The organism is Allobosea sp. TWI1241 (assembly GCF_039673065.1).
Taxonomy (GTDB): domain Bacteria; phylum Pseudomonadota; class Alphaproteobacteria; order Rhizobiales; family Beijerinckiaceae; genus Allobosea.
On the sequence record NZ_JBDJKW010000008.1, the window covers coordinates 1 to 14,356 of the forward strand.

At 70.8% G+C, this 14,356-nt stretch carries 15 protein-coding genes and 1 pseudogene; 8 read left to right on the top strand and 8 right to left on the bottom strand.

Going from position 1 to position 14,356, the window contains the following annotated elements; translation table 11 throughout:
* From ABE438_RS11875 to ABE438_RS11905, 7 genes and pseudogenes are all read right to left on the bottom strand, one after another.
* Window positions 1-180, bottom strand: a pseudogene (locus ABE438_RS11875) (FAD/NAD(P)-binding oxidoreductase); the annotation flags it as partial.
* A 114-nt stretch (window positions 181-294) separates the two neighbouring features.
* Window positions 295-2,658, bottom strand: coding sequence for a putative bifunctional diguanylate cyclase/phosphodiesterase (locus tag ABE438_RS11880; protein ID WP_346502837.1), 2,364 nt, complete (start codon window positions 2,656-2,658; stop codon window positions 295-297).
* 267 nt (window positions 2,659-2,925) lie between these two features.
* Window positions 2,926-3,558: an NAD(P)H-binding protein gene (locus ABE438_RS11885; protein WP_346502838.1), complete on the bottom strand. Its 633-nt coding sequence runs from the start codon at window positions 3,556-3,558 to the stop codon at window positions 2,926-2,928.
* Window positions 3,555-3,716: a hypothetical protein gene (locus tag ABE438_RS11890; protein WP_346502839.1), complete on the bottom strand. Its 162-nt coding sequence runs from the start codon at window positions 3,714-3,716 to the stop codon at window positions 3,555-3,557. The genes ABE438_RS11885 and ABE438_RS11890 overlap by 4 nt, the downstream gene beginning before the upstream one ends.
* Window positions 3,717-3,736: 20 nt before the next feature.
* Window positions 3,737-4,447: a PA1136 family autoinducer-binding transcriptional regulator gene (locus tag ABE438_RS11895; RefSeq protein ID WP_346503004.1), complete on the bottom strand. Its 711-nt coding sequence runs from the start codon at window positions 4,445-4,447 to the stop codon at window positions 3,737-3,739.
* A 5-nt stretch (window positions 4,448-4,452) separates the two neighbouring features.
* Window positions 4,453-5,304, bottom strand: coding sequence for a glyoxalase III HchA (gene hchA, locus ABE438_RS11900; RefSeq protein WP_346502840.1), 852 nt, complete (start codon window positions 5,302-5,304; stop codon window positions 4,453-4,455).
* Window positions 5,305-5,614: 310 nt separating this feature from the next.
* The gene (locus ABE438_RS11905; protein ID WP_346502841.1) at window positions 5,615-6,541 is read right to left on the bottom strand and encodes an enoyl-CoA hydratase-related protein; all 927 of its coding nucleotides are present in this window, start codon (window positions 6,539-6,541) and stop codon (window positions 5,615-5,617) included.
* A gap of 396 nt (window positions 6,542-6,937) precedes the next feature.
* Here ABE438_RS11905 and ABE438_RS11910 point away from each other — a divergent pair, with 396 nt between their 5' ends.
* The 8 genes from ABE438_RS11910 to ABE438_RS11945 all read left to right on the top strand — a co-directional run bounded on the left by ABE438_RS11910 (window position 6,938) and on the right by ABE438_RS11945 (window position 13,132).
* Window positions 6,938-7,102, top strand: a complete 165-nt coding sequence (locus ABE438_RS11910; RefSeq protein ID WP_346502842.1) for a hypothetical protein — start codon at window positions 6,938-6,940, stop codon at window positions 7,100-7,102.
* A gap of 55 nt (window positions 7,103-7,157) precedes the next feature.
* Window positions 7,158-8,447: a UDP-N-acetylglucosamine 1-carboxyvinyltransferase gene (gene murA / locus ABE438_RS11915; protein WP_346502844.1), complete on the top strand. Its 1,290-nt coding sequence runs from the start codon at window positions 7,158-7,160 to the stop codon at window positions 8,445-8,447.
* A 34-nt stretch (window positions 8,448-8,481) separates the two neighbouring features.
* Window positions 8,482-8,940 carry a DUF2948 family protein gene (locus ABE438_RS11920; RefSeq protein ID WP_346502845.1) on the top strand — a complete coding sequence of 153 codons (459 nt, stop codon included), beginning with the start codon at window positions 8,482-8,484 and terminating at the stop codon, window positions 8,938-8,940.
* 37 nt (window positions 8,941-8,977) lie between these two features.
* A complete protein-coding gene (gene hisD, locus ABE438_RS11925) occupies window positions 8,978-10,270 on the top strand; it encodes a histidinol dehydrogenase (protein WP_346502846.1) in 1,293 nt (430 codons plus the stop codon).
* A 61-nt stretch (window positions 10,271-10,331) separates the two neighbouring features.
* Complete coding sequence (locus ABE438_RS11930) at window positions 10,332-10,805, top strand: UPF0262 family protein (protein WP_346502847.1); 474 nt, start codon at window positions 10,332-10,334, stop codon at window positions 10,803-10,805.
* A 15-nt stretch (window positions 10,806-10,820) separates the two neighbouring features.
* The gene (locus tag ABE438_RS11935) at window positions 10,821-11,255 is read left to right on the top strand and encodes an arsenate reductase ArsC (protein WP_346502848.1); all 435 of its coding nucleotides are present in this window, start codon (window positions 10,821-10,823) and stop codon (window positions 11,253-11,255) included.
* A 90-nt stretch (window positions 11,256-11,345) separates the two neighbouring features.
* Window positions 11,346-11,684 carry a hypothetical protein gene (locus ABE438_RS11940; RefSeq protein WP_346502849.1) on the top strand — a complete coding sequence of 113 codons (339 nt, stop codon included), beginning with the start codon at window positions 11,346-11,348 and terminating at the stop codon, window positions 11,682-11,684.
* Window positions 11,675-13,132, top strand: a complete 1,458-nt coding sequence (locus ABE438_RS11945; protein WP_346502851.1) for a methyl-accepting chemotaxis protein — start codon at window positions 11,675-11,677, stop codon at window positions 13,130-13,132. The genes ABE438_RS11940 and ABE438_RS11945 overlap by 10 nt, the downstream gene beginning before the upstream one ends.
* Window positions 13,133-13,138: 6 nt before the next feature.
* Here ABE438_RS11945 and ABE438_RS11950 read toward each other — a convergent pair whose 3' ends face one another.
* Window positions 13,139-14,356, bottom strand: coding sequence for a phosphopentomutase (locus tag ABE438_RS11950; RefSeq protein WP_346502852.1), 1,218 nt, complete (start codon window positions 14,354-14,356; stop codon window positions 13,139-13,141).

A 14,356-nucleotide genomic window follows, 5' to 3' on the forward strand; every position in this document is an offset into this window, starting at 1 on the left:
GCCGGCGGCAAGCCGGCGCGTCCCCTCCTGCGGCGGCGCCGCGCCCGGGGGCAGCGCCTCGGCCAGCACCACCGGCACGCCGAAGGCGGCCGCCATCGTCGCGGCGGCGATGCCGCCGGGGCCGGCGCCGAGGATGCAGAGGTCGGGCGTCAGCGTCGTCGCGCCGGCGATCTCGGTCAAGCCGCTACTCCAGGCTGTCGGTGGTCAGCAGATGCGCAGAGAGCTCGGCGGAATCAAGGCTCCAGGCCGCCGCAGGCCGCGAAAAACCGGAAGGTCGCGCCCGGTCCGCCGCGCTCAGGCGATCTTGCGCGAGGCCTTGCGCGCCGCGATGGCGTGCATCGGCTCCGGCCGGCCGAACAGATAGCCCTGGGCGCGCTGGGCGCCGAGCAGCTGCACGGCGAGCTTCTGGCTCTCGGTCTCGATGCCCTCGACCACCACGCTCATCGAGAGCCGGCGCGCCAGCTGGCAGACCGCCTCGATCACCGCCTTGGAGGCCTCGTCGCCGCTGACATTGCGTGTGAAGCGCCGGTCGATCTTCACCTGCGAGAACGGATAGGTCGAGAGATAGGCCAGCGAGGAATAGCCGGTGCCGAAATCGTCGAGCGCGAAGCGCACGCCGATCGAGCGCAGCTCGTTGATCACCTCGAGCGTGGTCTTGTTGTCCTCGATCAGCAGCGATTCGGTGACTTCGAGGGTCAGGCGCTGAGCCGGGAGCCCGGCCTTGAGCAGCGAATCCTTGACCGTCTGCACGATGCGCTGCGGCTCGCGGAACTGCAGCGGCGAGACGTTGACCGCGACGCCGGCGCCGTCGCTCCAGCTCGCGGCGTCGCGGCAGGCCTGGCCGATCGCCCAGTCGCCCATCGCCGCGATCAGCCCCGACTGCTCGGCGATCGGGATGAAGACGCCGGGCGGCACCATGCCGCGGGTCGGGTGGTGCCAGCGCATCAGCGCCTCGCGCGTCACCACCTCCTGCGAGCGCAGGTCGACGATCGGCTGGTAGTAGAGCGAGATTTCGCCATCGACCGACGCCTGGCGCAGGTCGACCTCGATCTCGTGGCGCTCCAGCATCTCCTCGGCCATGGCCGGGTCGAAGAAGGTCGCGGTGTTCCGCCCGGCCGCCTTGGCCTTGTAGAGCGCGGTGTCGGCATGGCGCAGCAGGTCGGCCGGCGAGCTGCCGTCGGTCGGCGCCAGCGCGATGCCGATGCTGGCGGTGACGTAGATCGTCTTGGTGCCGAGCTCGAAGGCCGGGCACATCGCGTCGATCATGCGCTGGGCGATCGCCTTGACGGTGGCGACGTCGGCCGCCGGCAGGATCAGCACGAACTCGTCGCCGCCGAAGCGCGCCAGGAGGTCGCTGTGCCGGATCGCGCTCTTCAGCCGCGCCGCGGTCTGGATCAGCACCTGGTCGCCGATGTCGTGGCCGAGATTGTCGTTGACCTGCTTGAAGCCGTCGAGATCGATGTAGAGCAGCGCGAAGCCGTCGCCGGTGCGCTCGCGCCGCAGGAAGGCGGCGGCGAGCTGCGAGGTGAACTCGAAGCGGTTGGCGAGGCCGGTCAGCTCGTCGAAGCGCGCCATCTGCTCGATGCGCGCCTCTGTGGCCTTCCGTTCGGTGGCATCCTCGGTCAGCATCAGCACGCCGCCCTCGGCCGCCGGGGCGATCGTCACCACCAGCATGCGCCGGTTGCGCGTCTCGAACTCGTAGACCGCCGGCTCGCGCGTCGCCTTGACCTGGTCGAGCGTCGCCTTGATGGCGCGGACCTGGTCGGCGGTGGCGATCTGCCGCTCGATCAGGAAGCGGGCGATCGCGGTGATCGGGGTGCCGGGGAGGGTCAGCGTCTCGGGCAGGCCGTAGAGCGCCGCATGCGGCGCGTTCGACACCGCCAGGCTCAGCCTGGGGTCGAACATGGCGAGCCCGTGGATCATCGTGTTGAGCGCGGTGTCGAGCGTCAGGTTCTGCGAATGCAGCGCGGTGGCGAGCCCGCGCGACTGCTTGGTCGCCTCGCTCAGCGCCAGCAGGTTGCGATGCAGCGAATTGGTGATCGCGATATTCGCGGCCACGTACAGGAAGGCGAAGTAGCCGATATAGTGGTAATAGGGGTTGTGGGCGAGCGTCAGCCCCAGCGCCATCGGGATGCAGAAGGTGAGCAGCTGCACCGCGACGAATTTCGGCCGGCCGGCATTGCGCGACACGTAGCCCGAGGCCAGCGCGATGGTCGAGGCGACCGAGGTGATATGCGCCGCCGCATCGTCGGTATCGACCAGCGCAGCATAGCAGCTATAGCCGAGGATGGCGCTGAACACCGTGGCGCCGAGGAAGTATTCGCGGTCCCAGGCGCGGGTCTGGGCGAGCGTATCCTCGGAATGGTCGAGCCGGCGATAGCGGATGACGGTGACGATGCGCAGCAGCACCACGGCCGCCACCAGCAGGGTCAGCGTCAGGAAGATCGTCAGGCCGGTGGAGAGCCAGCACAGGAAGGGCGTCAGCACGCCGGCGATGCCGCCGGGGATGATCGAGCCGGGCGAGGAGAACAGCGACGCGACGAGCAGGCGGTAGTCGGCGAGATCGAACTCGCCGCCGCTCACCGTATCGGCATCGGTCCGCGCCGGCTTCCTGCGAAGCCAGTTCAGTCCGAAGGGTCGGATCGGCGTCGCCGCCATCGACTGCTGTCCCTCGACGTCCTCGCGGGCGGCCTGCGGGGAGCCCGCATCTCGCCACTGTAGATCGTCTAGAACGCAAAAGTAAAAGTTCGGTTTGGCTCCTCGTATCGATTCTGCCGGTCGGCCGGATCGTCCGGGCAGGGCCGCGCCGGCGGTCCATCCCGGGATCGAGCGCGGGCTCGGTCACGGCGTCGGGTGGGCGGATTACGGATGGAGCGATCCGGCTCCGGCGTCCGGACCGTGCAGATGGTCGTCGGCGATAGGGCGTCAGGCCAGAGCTGCGGATTCGACGATCCGCCTGCCGGGATGCCCGTCGACGACCGCCGCGAGCAGCGCCTGGGCGATCGTCGAGGCCGGATTGACGCGCCAGGATCGCGGCAGGACAGGCCCCAGCACCGCCAGGACGCGCTTGGCGACATCCTCGCCCGCGCGCCGCTCGGAGCGCTCGCCCCCGATCAGGCCGGGGCGCACCAGCGTCAGCGAGGGAAAGTCGAGCGCGGTCAGGTCAGCTTCCAGCTCGCCCTTGACCCGCGAATAGAAGAACGGCGAGCGGCGGTTGGCGCCCTTGGCCGTCACCACGGCCAGCCGCGAGGCACCATGCGCCTTCGCGAGGCGGGCGACCGCGAGCGGGTAATCGTGGTCGACCTTGCGGAAGGCCTCGCGCGATCCGGCCGTCCTGATCGTGGTTCCCAGCGTGCAGATCGCCGCGTCGACCTGCCACCACGCGGCATCCGGCGGCAGAGCGTCGAAATCGACGAGCGGCGCCACGAGCTTGGCATGGCTGATGGCGAGCTTGCGCCGCGACGGAACGACGAGCGTCTCGATCCCAGGCTCGGCGAGCGCCCGTTTCAGGACCTCGCTTCCGACGAGCCCCGTACCCCCGACCAGCAGCAGTTTCATGGCCAGCCTCCCGCGCGCCGGTTCCAGATCTCGGTCTGCTGCTTGCGGAGCATCTCCGCGGCGTCGTGGCGCCGGTCGCGGTCCGAGGTCGCGTCGGCGCTATCAAGCGTCCTTGCGATCGTCCTGGCGACCGGGGATGTCCAGAGGGTCCTGCCCATGCCGCGTCTCCTGTCCTTAGCTAAGTGGCGATGTCGCGGCGCCGGATCGCGACGCGGATCGCCTGCGCCGTGGTGGCGACGCCGAGGCGCCTGCGGATCCGGCGCAGATGGTTCTCGACCGTGCGCCCGGACAGGCCGAGCGCCGCCGCGATCTCGCTTTGGCGCCGGCCTGCCGCGACCCAGCTCAGGATTTCGCGCTCCCGGCCGCTGAGGTCGGTCACCGGCGCCTCCGCCTGCGCGTCCAGAAGACGCCGCATGGCCGCGAAGGCCGCCCGCCCGACCAGGGTCAGCGCGATCCGCGCCGGCGGCGAGGCGTCGATGCGTTCGCCGCCGAGGCTGACCGCGCCTTCGAGACCCAGAGGGCCGAAGACGGGGATCTGCAAGCCGTGAACGCCCTGTCCGCGTGGCGTCGGCACGACGCGGTAGAGGTCCTCGCTGCCCCGCGTGGTCTTGGTCCAGAAGAAGGGAGCCTGGACCTCGACGATATGCCGGTTGACCGGGCAGCGCCGGATATAGGTCTCGGCATCGACGACCGTCCCGTCGCCGAACCAGTTCCCCTCGACCCAGTAGATCCGCGCGATCACCTCGTCGCGCGCGGCCGAGGCCGCGAACAGGACGAAACGGTCATAGCCGAACGAGCCGGCGAAGCCGCGCAGCGCTGCCTTGACGGCGGAGATATCCTCCGCGGTCTCGAGCGCCGCCACGAGGCCGATCGCCGCTTCGCCCGGCATGGCCGTCACCGCGGGCCGAGCGCCTTCAGCAGCGCCTCGGCGGCGAGCTTGCCGAGCGCATTGCCGGCGAGCGGGCTGTCGCCCGTCAGCAGCTTGCGGTCCTGGTGCACCGCGCCGGAAATGTCCGTGTTGACGATCTCGACGCCGAGCTTCTGCAGCCTCTCGCCGAATTTCCAGGTCAGGTGCCCGGGCATGTAGCCGATCTCCGGCGTCTTTGCGTCGAGCGCGTCGGGGAAGGCGCAGATCCTGTAGCCGCGATAGATGTCGCTGTCGCCGACCGCCAGGAAGGCCGCGGGCCCGTGGCAGAGCGAGATCACGAAACGGTCGGCCTTGGCCGCCCATTCGAGTACAGCCTTCACATCGGCGCTCTCAGGCAGGCCGATCAGGGCGCCGTGGCCGCCCGGGATGAAGATCGCGGCATAGTCGTCGAGGCCCTTGGCAATCAGGTCGGCGAGCTTCGAAGGCTCCTTGAACTGCGCCCGGTACTTGCCGAAGAAGCCCTTCACCGCCTCGTCCTGCGACGGCATCGCCCAGAACTCGAACTTGACCGGGTTGCCGGACACGGTCGCCACGTCGAAGGCGAAGCCGGCCTTGTCGAGATGGTACATCGGCAGCAGCGTCTCGACCGGGTGGTTGCCTGTCGAGAAGAACGTGCCGTTGTCGGTGAGCAGATAGCGCTCGTCCGCCCCGATCATCAGGATCTTCTTGGGGCCGGTATAGGGAGCGGGGTAGTCGGCGCCGCTCAGATCCGATTTCGGGCTGGTGAACTGGCTCAGCGAATAGGCGGACGGGAAGAAGGCGTTGTCCTCCGCCGGATCGGGTTGCGGGCGCTTGTCCTGGGATGGTGCGTCGGCCATGGCTGCCTCCGTTCGCAAGGTCGGACGCAGAAGGGTAAGCGCGAATCGACGATCCGCAATGAGGGATTTCCCTCAATGCTGTCGGGTGTCCAGTTCCGGCATCCGGCGGACCGGGCGGCGGATGAAGGCGAGCCGGCCCTGACGTCCAGGGCTTGCAGATCCGCAAGACCTGCCGGGCAGGACCTTGCAGGCCTGTCGATCGGCCAGCGGGCGAACCGCGCGACGGTCTCTGGCGATCGCGGGCATTCCGCCGGGCCTGCGACGGGACCGCGCCCAAACCCTGGCCTCGCCGCCCGCGCGGCGACGCCGATCAGTTGCGATAGACCCGCGCCAGCATCCGGTCCTGCGTCTGCGCGATGCGCTGCAGCTTGGAGATCGAGGAGGGCGGCAGCCGCAGCATGCAGTCGGTCCAGATCGCGCCGAGATGCGCGAGCTCCTCCTGCAGGTCGCCGGCCCGGCGGTGGAAGGCGCAGTAGAGCGCCGTCTTGGCCGAGTGCACCGGCAGCGTCTCGGCGGCGAAGCGGCGCAGCCAGTCCTCGCCGGTGCCGGCCGGCACCACCGCTTCCAGCCCGCCGGCCGCCATGAATTCGGCGGCGCTCATCTCCTCGCCCGACATCAGCATGCGCTCGGCGGCGCGCGCGCCCATCCGGCGCGACAGGATCGCCACCGCCGTGATCGGGAAATGGTTGAACTTGATCTCGGGGTAGACGAACGAGGCCTGCTCCTCGGCGATCATCACATTGCAGGAGCGCGGCGCGTCGATGCCGCCGCCGATCGCCTTGGCGTGGATGGTCGAGAGCGTGATCACCTGGCCGCCGAGGCAGCCGGCATTGCGAACCGCGCCGGCGATCGACAGCCGCGAATACTCGGCCAGCGCCGCGCGGTCGTTCTTGGCCAGGCAGTCGAGATAGAAGTCGAGATCGCCGCCCAGCGTGAAGAACGGGCCGGTGCCGCGGAAGGCCAGGAAGCGCACCGGGCTGGCCTGGTAGCGCTCCGGCGCCCCCCACAGATCCATGATCGCCTGCTGGATCTTGCCCAGGCTGTCGAGCAGCTGGAGCGTGAAGACCGGCTTCAGCTCCGGCTTGATCGTCACCCAGACCAGCTTCAGCGCCGGCTCGTAGGCCAGCTGCACCTCCGGCAGGAAGCCGCCCGCCCGCTGCCGGATCCTGCCGACCACATCGTCCGTCCCGGCGGCTGCGACCGAATCGACGATGGGAGACGCACAGACCTGCAACATGACGCCGACCTCCACCTTGCAACGCAACAAACTGATGGGGCGACGGTAGATGAAGTTAACGAAGTGTAAACGAAAAGCCGCAGAAATGGTTAACATCATTAAGCTTTGTCGGCTGTATCTCGGCGCGGCGAGGCCGCCGCGTCCCGGTTGCGGCGCCGAAGAAGCGCCCCGCGGGGACGGTCGTCGGGATGCCGGAGCGCGGGTTTCAATCGTCTTGAATGCGGGGAAACGCGGAGAAAGACGGAGCGCGGCGGGCTTCGCCGTCCGCCCGCCACAATTGCCGGCTTTCGCAAGGGGACGCCGCGTCGCGGCGCCGCTTGTCGGCCGCCGGCCGAGCGGCTAACCATTCCGCATCGTCCGCCGCCCTCGTGCGGCGGCACCACGACGAGCCGATCCTTGAGCCGCCAGACCGACGCCGACGAGCAGAAGAGGGCGCGCCTCGCCGCCGCCCTGCGGGAGAACCTGAAGCGCCGCAAGGCACAGGCCCGCGCGCGCCGGTCGACGGGAGCAGTCGCCGAGGACGAGACCACGCCCGCCCAGGCCGATCCCGACCGGTCCTGACCTTTCACATCCCCCGGCCGGCAGCCGCCGGCCGCGTCAGCAGGACGTGCCACGCATGGACCGCATCCGCATCACCGGCGGCCGCCGCCTCGACGGCGTCATTCCGATCTCCGGCGCCAAGAACGCGGCGCTGCCGCTGATGATCGCCAGCCTGCTCACCGACGAGACACTGACGCTGGCCAATGTGCCGCGCCTGTCCGACGTCAGCACGCTGTCGCGCATCCTCTCCAATCACGGCGTCGACCGTTCGGTCGCCGGCAAGCGCGCCGGGCAGACCGCCGAGACCGGCCAGACCTTCGCCCTGACCGCGCGCCAGATCGTCGACACCTGCGCGCCCTACGAGCTGGTCTCGACCATGCGCGCCAGCTTCTGGGTGCTGGCGCCGATCCTGGCCCGCATGGGCGAGGCGCGGGTCTCGCTGCCGGGCGGCTGCGCCATCGGCACGCGCCCGGTCGACCTGCTGCTGATGGCGCTCGAGCGTCTCGGCGCCAAGATCGAGATCGAGGGCGGCTACGCCGTCGCCCGCGCCCCCAAGGGGCTGAAGGGCGGCGAGATCGTCTTCCCGAAGGTGACGGTCGGCGGCACGCATATGGCGCTGATGGCGGCGGTGCTGGCCGACGGCACCACGGTGATCGAGAACGCCGCCCGCGAGCCCGAGGTCGCCGATCTCGCGGCCTGCCTCGTCAAGATGGGCGCCAAGATCAGCGGCGCCGGCACCTCGCGCATCGAGATCCAGGGCGTCAGCCGCCTCGGCGGCACCCATCACGCCGTGCTGCCGGACCGGATCGAGGCCGGCACCTACGCCATGGCCGTGGCGATGACCGGCGGCGACGTGCTGCTGGAAGGCGCCCGCGCCGACCTGCTGCAGGCGGCGCTCGACGTGCTGGTCCAGGCCGGCGCCGAGATCTCCGAGACGCCGGACGGCATCCGCGTGCGTCGCGGCGACCAGCCGCTGCGCCCGGTCGACGTCACCACCGATCCCTTCCCCGGCTTCCCGACCGACCTGCAGGCGCAGCTCATGGCGCTGATGACACGCGCCGGCGGCACTTCGCGCATCCGCGAGACCATCTTCGAGAACCGCTTCATGCATGTGCAGGAGCTGGCGCGGCTCGGCGCCAAGATCCGGCTGGACGGCGATGCAGCCTATGTCGAGGGCGTCGAGAAGCTGACCGGCGCGCCGGTGATGGCGACCGATCTGCGCGCCTCGGTCTCGCTGGTGATCGGCGGGCTGGTCGCCGAGGGCGACACCACGATCAACCGCGTCTACCATCTCGACCGCGGCTTCGAGGCGCTGGAGGCCAAGCTCGGCCGCTGCGGCGCCCAGATCGAGCGCATCAGCGGTTGACGCCGGCGAGGGCGCTGGCCAGATAGGGCTTGCCATGTCGGATTCCGCCACAGAGCCGCTCAAGCTGATCGCGATGGACGCCGAGGACCTCGCGGTGGTCTCGGCCCATCTGCAGGACGCCGTGCTGCGGCGCGGCGACATCGCCTGGCTGCCGGCCGAGGGCCGCTTCGCCCTGGTGCTGCGCCGCTTCGACTGGGAGGGCGCGGCCCATGGCAGCCGGCGGCGCCGGCTCTCCGCCCTGCATTTCGACCGGGTGACGGCGGCGCGCAGCACCGGCATCGCCCAGGGCGGCGCGGGCGTCGGCGCGGACGCGATCCTGAACCTGCTCGCCGTGACCTTCGCGGTCGGCACCGAGCCGGCCGGCGAGATCACCCTGCATTTCTCCGAGGGCGCCGCCATCCGGCTCGCCGTCGAGTGCATCGAGGCCCAGATGAAGGATCTCGGGCCGGTCTGGGAAGCGGTGGCGACGCCCTCGCATCCCGAAGCCGGCTGAGCCTCCTCATCTCCTCACTTCGCGTCAGGATCACCCCATGCCGATCAGGCTCGACATCAGCGAGGCCGGCTTCGAGCAGGCCTTCTCCGCCCTGCTGGCGATGAAGCGCGAGGTCTCGGAGGACGTCGACCAGACGGCCGCCGCGATCATCGCCGATGTGCGCGAGCGCGGCGACGCGGCGTTGATCGACTACACGCAGCGCTTCGATGCGCTGGCGCTGACCCCGCAGACGCTGCGCGTCACCGCCGAGGAGATCGACGCGGCGGTGGCCGCCTGCGCCCCGGCCGAGCTGGCGGCGCTGGAGACGGCGCGGGCGCGCATCGAGGCCTATCACCGCCGCCAGCTGCCGGCCGATTCCTGGACGCGCGACGTGCTCGGGGTCGAGAGCGGCTGGCGCTGGAGCGCCATCGAGGCGGTCGGCCTCTACGTGCCGGGCGGCACGGCGAGCTATCCCTCCTCGGTTCTGATGAACGCGGTGCCGGCCAAGGTCGCCGGCGTCGATCGCGTGGTGATGGTCGCCCCGACCCCGCGCGGCGAGGGCAATCCTCTGGTGCTGGCCGCAGCGCGCCTCGCCGGCGTCGACGAGATCTACCGGATCGGCGGGGCCCAGGCGATCGCCGCCCTGGCCTACGGCACCGCCAGCATCGCCCCCGTCGCCAAGGTGGTCGGCCCCGGCAACGCCTATGTCGCCGCCGCCAAGCGCCGCGTCTTCGGCAAGGTGGGCATCGACATGATCGCCGGCCCCTCCGAGGTGCTGGTGCTGGCCGATGGCGACGCCAATCCGGACTGGATCGCCGCCGACCTGCTGGCCCAGGCCGAGCACGACACCGCCTCGCAGTCGATCCTGATCACCGATTCCCCGGCGCTGGCCGATGCGGTGGCGCGCGCCGTCGAGAGTCAGCTCGCCACCCTGCCGCGCGCCGCCATCGCCGGTGCCAGCTGGCGCGATTTCGGCGCGATCGTCCTGGTGCGCACGCTCGACGAGGCGCTGCCGCTGGTCGACCGTCTGGCGGCCGAGCATCTCGAGATCATCACCGCCGCGCCGGAGCGGCTGGCGGCGCGGGTGCGCAATGCCGGCGCGATCTTCCTCGGTGGCCACACGCCCGAGGCGATCGGCGACTATGTCGGCGGCTCCAACCATGTGCTGCCGACGGCGCGCTCGGCGCGCTTCTCCTCGGGGCTCGGCGTGCCGGACTTCATGAAGCGCACCTCGCTCCTGAAATGCGATCCCGACAGCCTGGGGGCGCTGGCCGGTGCCGCCGTCGCGCTCGCCGAGGCCGAGGGCTTGCAGGCGCATGCGCGTTCCGTGACGATCAGGCTCAACCGCTGACGCGAGGCCGGCCGTGCCGGTCCGGCCCGCCATGCCCGGAGATGCCATGCCCGGAGACGCCATGCCGGATCGCAACCATCTGATCGGGGTCACGCTCGACGAGAATTCCCTCGGCCGCGGCAGCGCCGACCAGGAGCACGAGCGCGCGGTCGCGATCTACGATTTGATCGAGCGCAACCATTTCGCCCTGCCGGGCTTCGACGGCGGGCCCTATCTCGCCCATCTCGCGCTGGTCGAGCGCCGCCTCTCCCTCGAGGTGCGCGACCAGGCGGGCGCGGTGCTGGTCACGCATCTGCTCTCGCTGACGCCGTTCAAGCGCATCATCAAGGACTATGAGCTGGTCTGCGACAGCTATTACGCCGCGATCCGCACCGCGACGCCCTCTCAGATCGAGGCGATCGACATGGGCCGCCGCGGCCTGCACGACGAGGCGGCGGTGCTGCTGCGCGAGCGGCTGGCCGGCAAGGTCGATCTCGACCGCGAGACGGCGCGCCGCTTCTTCACCCTGATCTACGCCCTGCACTGGAAAGGCTAGCGCTTGGAGACGGCCGTGCCGCGCAAGCTCCAGAGCGTCCTGTTCGTCTGTGCCCACAATGCCGTGCGCTCGCCCATGGCGGAGGCGATCGCCAAGCATTTCTTCGGCCGCTCGATCTATGTCCAGTCGGCCGGCGTGCGGAAGGGCGAGCTCGATCCCTTCGCCGTGGCGGCGCTGGAAGAGATCGGCATTGATGCCAGCCGCCACAAGCCGAAATCGGTCGAGGAGCTGGAGGAGTGGGAAGGGCTCAACTTCGACCTGATCGTCACGCTCTCGCCCGAGGCCCATCACCGCGCGCTCGACCTGACGCGGACCACGGCCGCGGCGGTCGAATACTGGCCCACCGTCGATCCCACCGCGGTGCAGGGCTCGCGCGAGCGCATGCTCGACGCCTATCGCGAGGTCCGCGACGGGCTGGCGGCGCGCATCACCGAGCGCTTGCGCGGCTGAGGACGGACGCCCCGCCATTAGCCGATTCTTAAGCCGCCGGGCCGAGACAGGGGCGCGCCGCGTTTCGGCGCCCGGCTGCTGAACGAGACGATGCCTTCCCTGCCTATCCGTGCTGTCCGCGACGGCGCCATTCTCCTGGCGGTCGCGATCGGGTCCGTCGTCGTGAGCCTCTCCGCCCTGCCGCGGGTCGAGGCTGCCGGCGACGCCCCCTATGTCGTGGTGTTCGCGCCCTGGGTCTCGGGACGTGACGCGCTCCTGCGCTCCGTCGCCACCGGCGCCGGCCTCGTCCGCCAGGGACGCAGCCCCTTCGTCATCGTGCTGGCCGGCAGGCCGGCCACCCGCCCCGCCGGTGCGCTGCTGATGCTGCGCCTGGACGGGCTCGGCTGCTATTTCGTGCCCGCTGCGACGGAGGCCGTTTCATGGTCCTGACCCTGCCCGGCCTGCGCCGGATGATGGCGCGCCTGCTGCTGCTGCTCGCCTGGCTCCATGTGCCGGTGTCGGGCGGGGCCGCCTGGCTGCTCGGCGCCGATCCGGCGCTGCCGGCGCTCGGCGCCGGTGCGCTCGCCGCTGCAGCCTCTCTCGCCTATCTCGTGCGGGGCGCGGCGTTCCTGACGCGCTGCATGCTCGCCATCGCGCTGATTGGCCAGGTCTCGATCCTGGTCGCGGTCTTCTCCGGCCATCCCTGGCAGCCGGACATGCACATGTACTATTTCGCGATGCTGGCCCTGCTCGCCGGCTTCTGCGACTGGCGCCCGATCGTGCTCGGCGCGGCGCTGACCGCGCTGCATCACCTGCTGCTGCAGGTCGTGCTGCCGGGCGCGGTGTTCTACCAGGGCGGCAGCATGGGCCGGGTCGCGCTCCACGCGGTGATCGTGCTGATAGAGACCGGCTTCCTCACCGCCAGCTCCGCCGTGATGGCGCGCATCTTCGCCCAGAACGACGAGAGCCTGCGCCGGGTCGAGGCGGTGGCCGAGCGCGAGCGCCAGGCCTCCGAGCGCGAGCGCGAGCAGGCCGAGATCGCCGCCGCCAAGGCCGATGAATTGCGCGCCATGGTCGCCGAGTTCCGCCGGAGCATGGAGGACGCGATGGCGGTGCTCGACGACTCCGCCGAGCAGATGCAGCACAGCGCGCAGGATCTCTCCGGCGCCTCGCAGAAGGCGCACCAGCAGGTCTCCACCGTGTCGCGCAGCTCGGCGGATACGATGCGCAGCATCGAGCAGACCGCGACGGCGAGCCAGGAGCTGGCGAGCTCGATCACCGAGATCGGCCGCAACGTCACCCATTCGGCGCAGAACGCCCAGGCCGCGGCGCAGCTCGCGCGGGCCGCCAGCGCCGAGATCGAGGCCTTGGCCCGCGACAGCGAGAGCGTCGGCGCCGTGGTCGAGATCATCCGCGGCATCGCGGTGCAGACCAGCCTGCTCGCCCTCAACGCCACCATCGAGGCGGCGCGCGCCGGGCCGATGGGCAAGGGCTTCGCCGTCGTCGCCAGCGAGGTCAAGACGCTCTCGGCCCAGACCGCTGGCGCCACCGCCGACGTCGCCCGCTCTGTCGAGGCGATCCAGACCGCCTCGCAGCGCTCGCTGCGCTCGATCCGCGAGATCGTCGACGCCATCGGCACGGTGGAGAGCGTCTCGGTCGCCATCGCCCATGCCGTCGGTGAGCAGGACCGCGCGACGGCCGAGATCGCCCATGAGGCGCAGGTCGTCTCCGACGGCGCCGGGCGCAGCGCGCGGATGCTGACCGCCTTCGAGGCGGTGACCGAGCGCGCCCATGAGGCGGCGGGCGGGCTGCGCTCCTCCTCCGGCGTCCTGGCCGAGCAGGCCCAGCGCGTCAGGCGCGAGGTGGCGGCCTTCTGCGAGCGCGTCGCGGCCGCCTGAACGGAATTACCAACTGCGGCCGGGGCCGACCGTCCCGACGCTGAGCCATTGCCCCAGCGCGGCGGCGATGTCGGCGAAGCTCTCGCGCCGGCCGAGCGGTTCGGGCGCGACGCCCGGGCCGAAGGCCAGGATCGGCACGTGCTCGCGGGTATGGTCTGTGCCGGGCCAGCTCGGATCGTTGCCATGGTCGGCGGTGATCACCGCCAGGTCGCCCGGGCGCAGCAGCGTCTCCAGGTCCGGCAGGGCGCGGTCGAAGGCCTCCAGCGCCGCCGCATAGCCCGGAATGTCGCGGCGATGGCCGTATTCGGTGTCGAAGTCGACGAGGTTGACGAAGCAGAAGCCGCCATCCGGCAGGCGCGCGAACGCCTCCAGCCCGGCTGCGAACATCGCGGCGTTGCCGAAGGGCTTGACCTCCTCGCCGGTGTTGCGATGGGCGAAAATGTCGCCGATCTTGCCGACGCTCGCGACCGGGCGCCCATGCGCCGCCAGCCGGTCGAGCAGGGTCTCGTTCGGCGGCGGGATGGCGTAGTCCTTGCGGTTGCCGGTGCGCGTAAAGCCGGTTTCTGCCGAGCCCGAGAACGGCCGCGCGATCACCCGGCCGATCCGCAGCGGATCGACCAGAACGCGCACCGCCCGGCACAGCGCATAGAGCCGCTCCAGCCCGAAATGCTCCTCATGCGCCGCGATCTGCAGCACGGAATCGACCGAGGTGTAGCAGATCGGCTTTCCGGTGCGGACATGCTCGGCGCCGAGTTCCTCGACGATGGTGATGCCCGACGCGTGGCAGTTGCCGAGGATGCCGGGCAGGGAACCGGCGCGGATGATGGCGGCGACGAGATCGGGCGGGAACGCCTCCGGCTGGGCCGGGAAATAGCCCCAGGCGAAGGGCACGGGGCAGCCGGCGATCTCCCAATGGCCGGAGGGGGTGTCCTTGCCCTGGCTGGTCTCGACGCCGTAGCCATGGCGCCCTTCGGGGCGCGCCACCGGTGCAATCCCGGCGAGCGGGCGGCCGGTCGAGGCCTCGCAGGCCTGGCCGAGGCCGAGCCGCATCAGGTTGGGTAGGGCGAGCGGGCCCTGGCGCAAGCCGGCGCGGTCGCCGCGCCCCTGCGCGCAGGCCTCGGCGATATGGCCGAGCGTATCGGCGCCGGCATCGCCATAGGCGGCCGCGTCCTCCGCGCCACCGCAGCCGACGGAGTCGAGCACGATCAGGATGGCGCGGGCCAT

What these genes read in the sequence shown, in the direction of transcription:
- ABE438_RS11880 (WP_346502837.1), bottom strand. Translation starts at nt 2,658, where the DNA reads ATGGCGGCGACGCCGATCCGACCCTTCGGACTGAACTGGCTTCGCAGG.
- ABE438_RS11885 (WP_346502838.1), bottom strand. Translation starts at nt 3,558, where the DNA reads ATGAAACTGCTGCTGGTCGGGGGTACGGGGCTCGTCGGAAGCGAGGTC.
- ABE438_RS11890 (WP_346502839.1), bottom strand. Translation starts at nt 3,716, where the DNA reads ATGGGCAGGACCCTCTGGACATCCCCGGTCGCCAGGACGATCGCAAGG.
- ABE438_RS11895 (WP_346503004.1), bottom strand. Translation starts at nt 4,447, where the DNA reads ATGCCGGGCGAAGCGGCGATCGGCCTCGTGGCGGCGCTCGAGACCGCG.
- hchA (WP_346502840.1), bottom strand. Translation starts at nt 5,304, where the DNA reads ATGGCCGACGCACCATCCCAGGACAAGCGCCCGCAACCCGATCCGGCG.
- ABE438_RS11905 (WP_346502841.1), bottom strand. Translation starts at nt 6,541, where the DNA reads ATGTTGCAGGTCTGTGCGTCTCCCATCGTCGATTCGGTCGCAGCCGCC.
- murA (WP_346502844.1), top strand. Translation starts at nt 7,158, where the DNA reads ATGGACCGCATCCGCATCACCGGCGGCCGCCGCCTCGACGGCGTCATT.
- ABE438_RS11920 (WP_346502845.1), top strand. Translation starts at nt 8,482, where the DNA reads ATGTCGGATTCCGCCACAGAGCCGCTCAAGCTGATCGCGATGGACGCC.
- hisD (WP_346502846.1), top strand. Translation starts at nt 8,978, where the DNA reads ATGCCGATCAGGCTCGACATCAGCGAGGCCGGCTTCGAGCAGGCCTTC.
- ABE438_RS11930 (WP_346502847.1), top strand. Translation starts at nt 10,332, where the DNA reads ATGCCGGATCGCAACCATCTGATCGGGGTCACGCTCGACGAGAATTCC.
- ABE438_RS11940 (WP_346502849.1), top strand. Translation starts at nt 11,346, where the DNA reads ATGCCTTCCCTGCCTATCCGTGCTGTCCGCGACGGCGCCATTCTCCTG.
- ABE438_RS11945 (WP_346502851.1), top strand. Translation starts at nt 11,675, where the DNA reads ATGGTCCTGACCCTGCCCGGCCTGCGCCGGATGATGGCGCGCCTGCTG.
- ABE438_RS11950 (WP_346502852.1), bottom strand. Translation starts at nt 14,356, where the DNA reads ATGGCCCGCGCCATCCTGATCGTGCTCGACTCCGTCGGCTGCGGTGGC.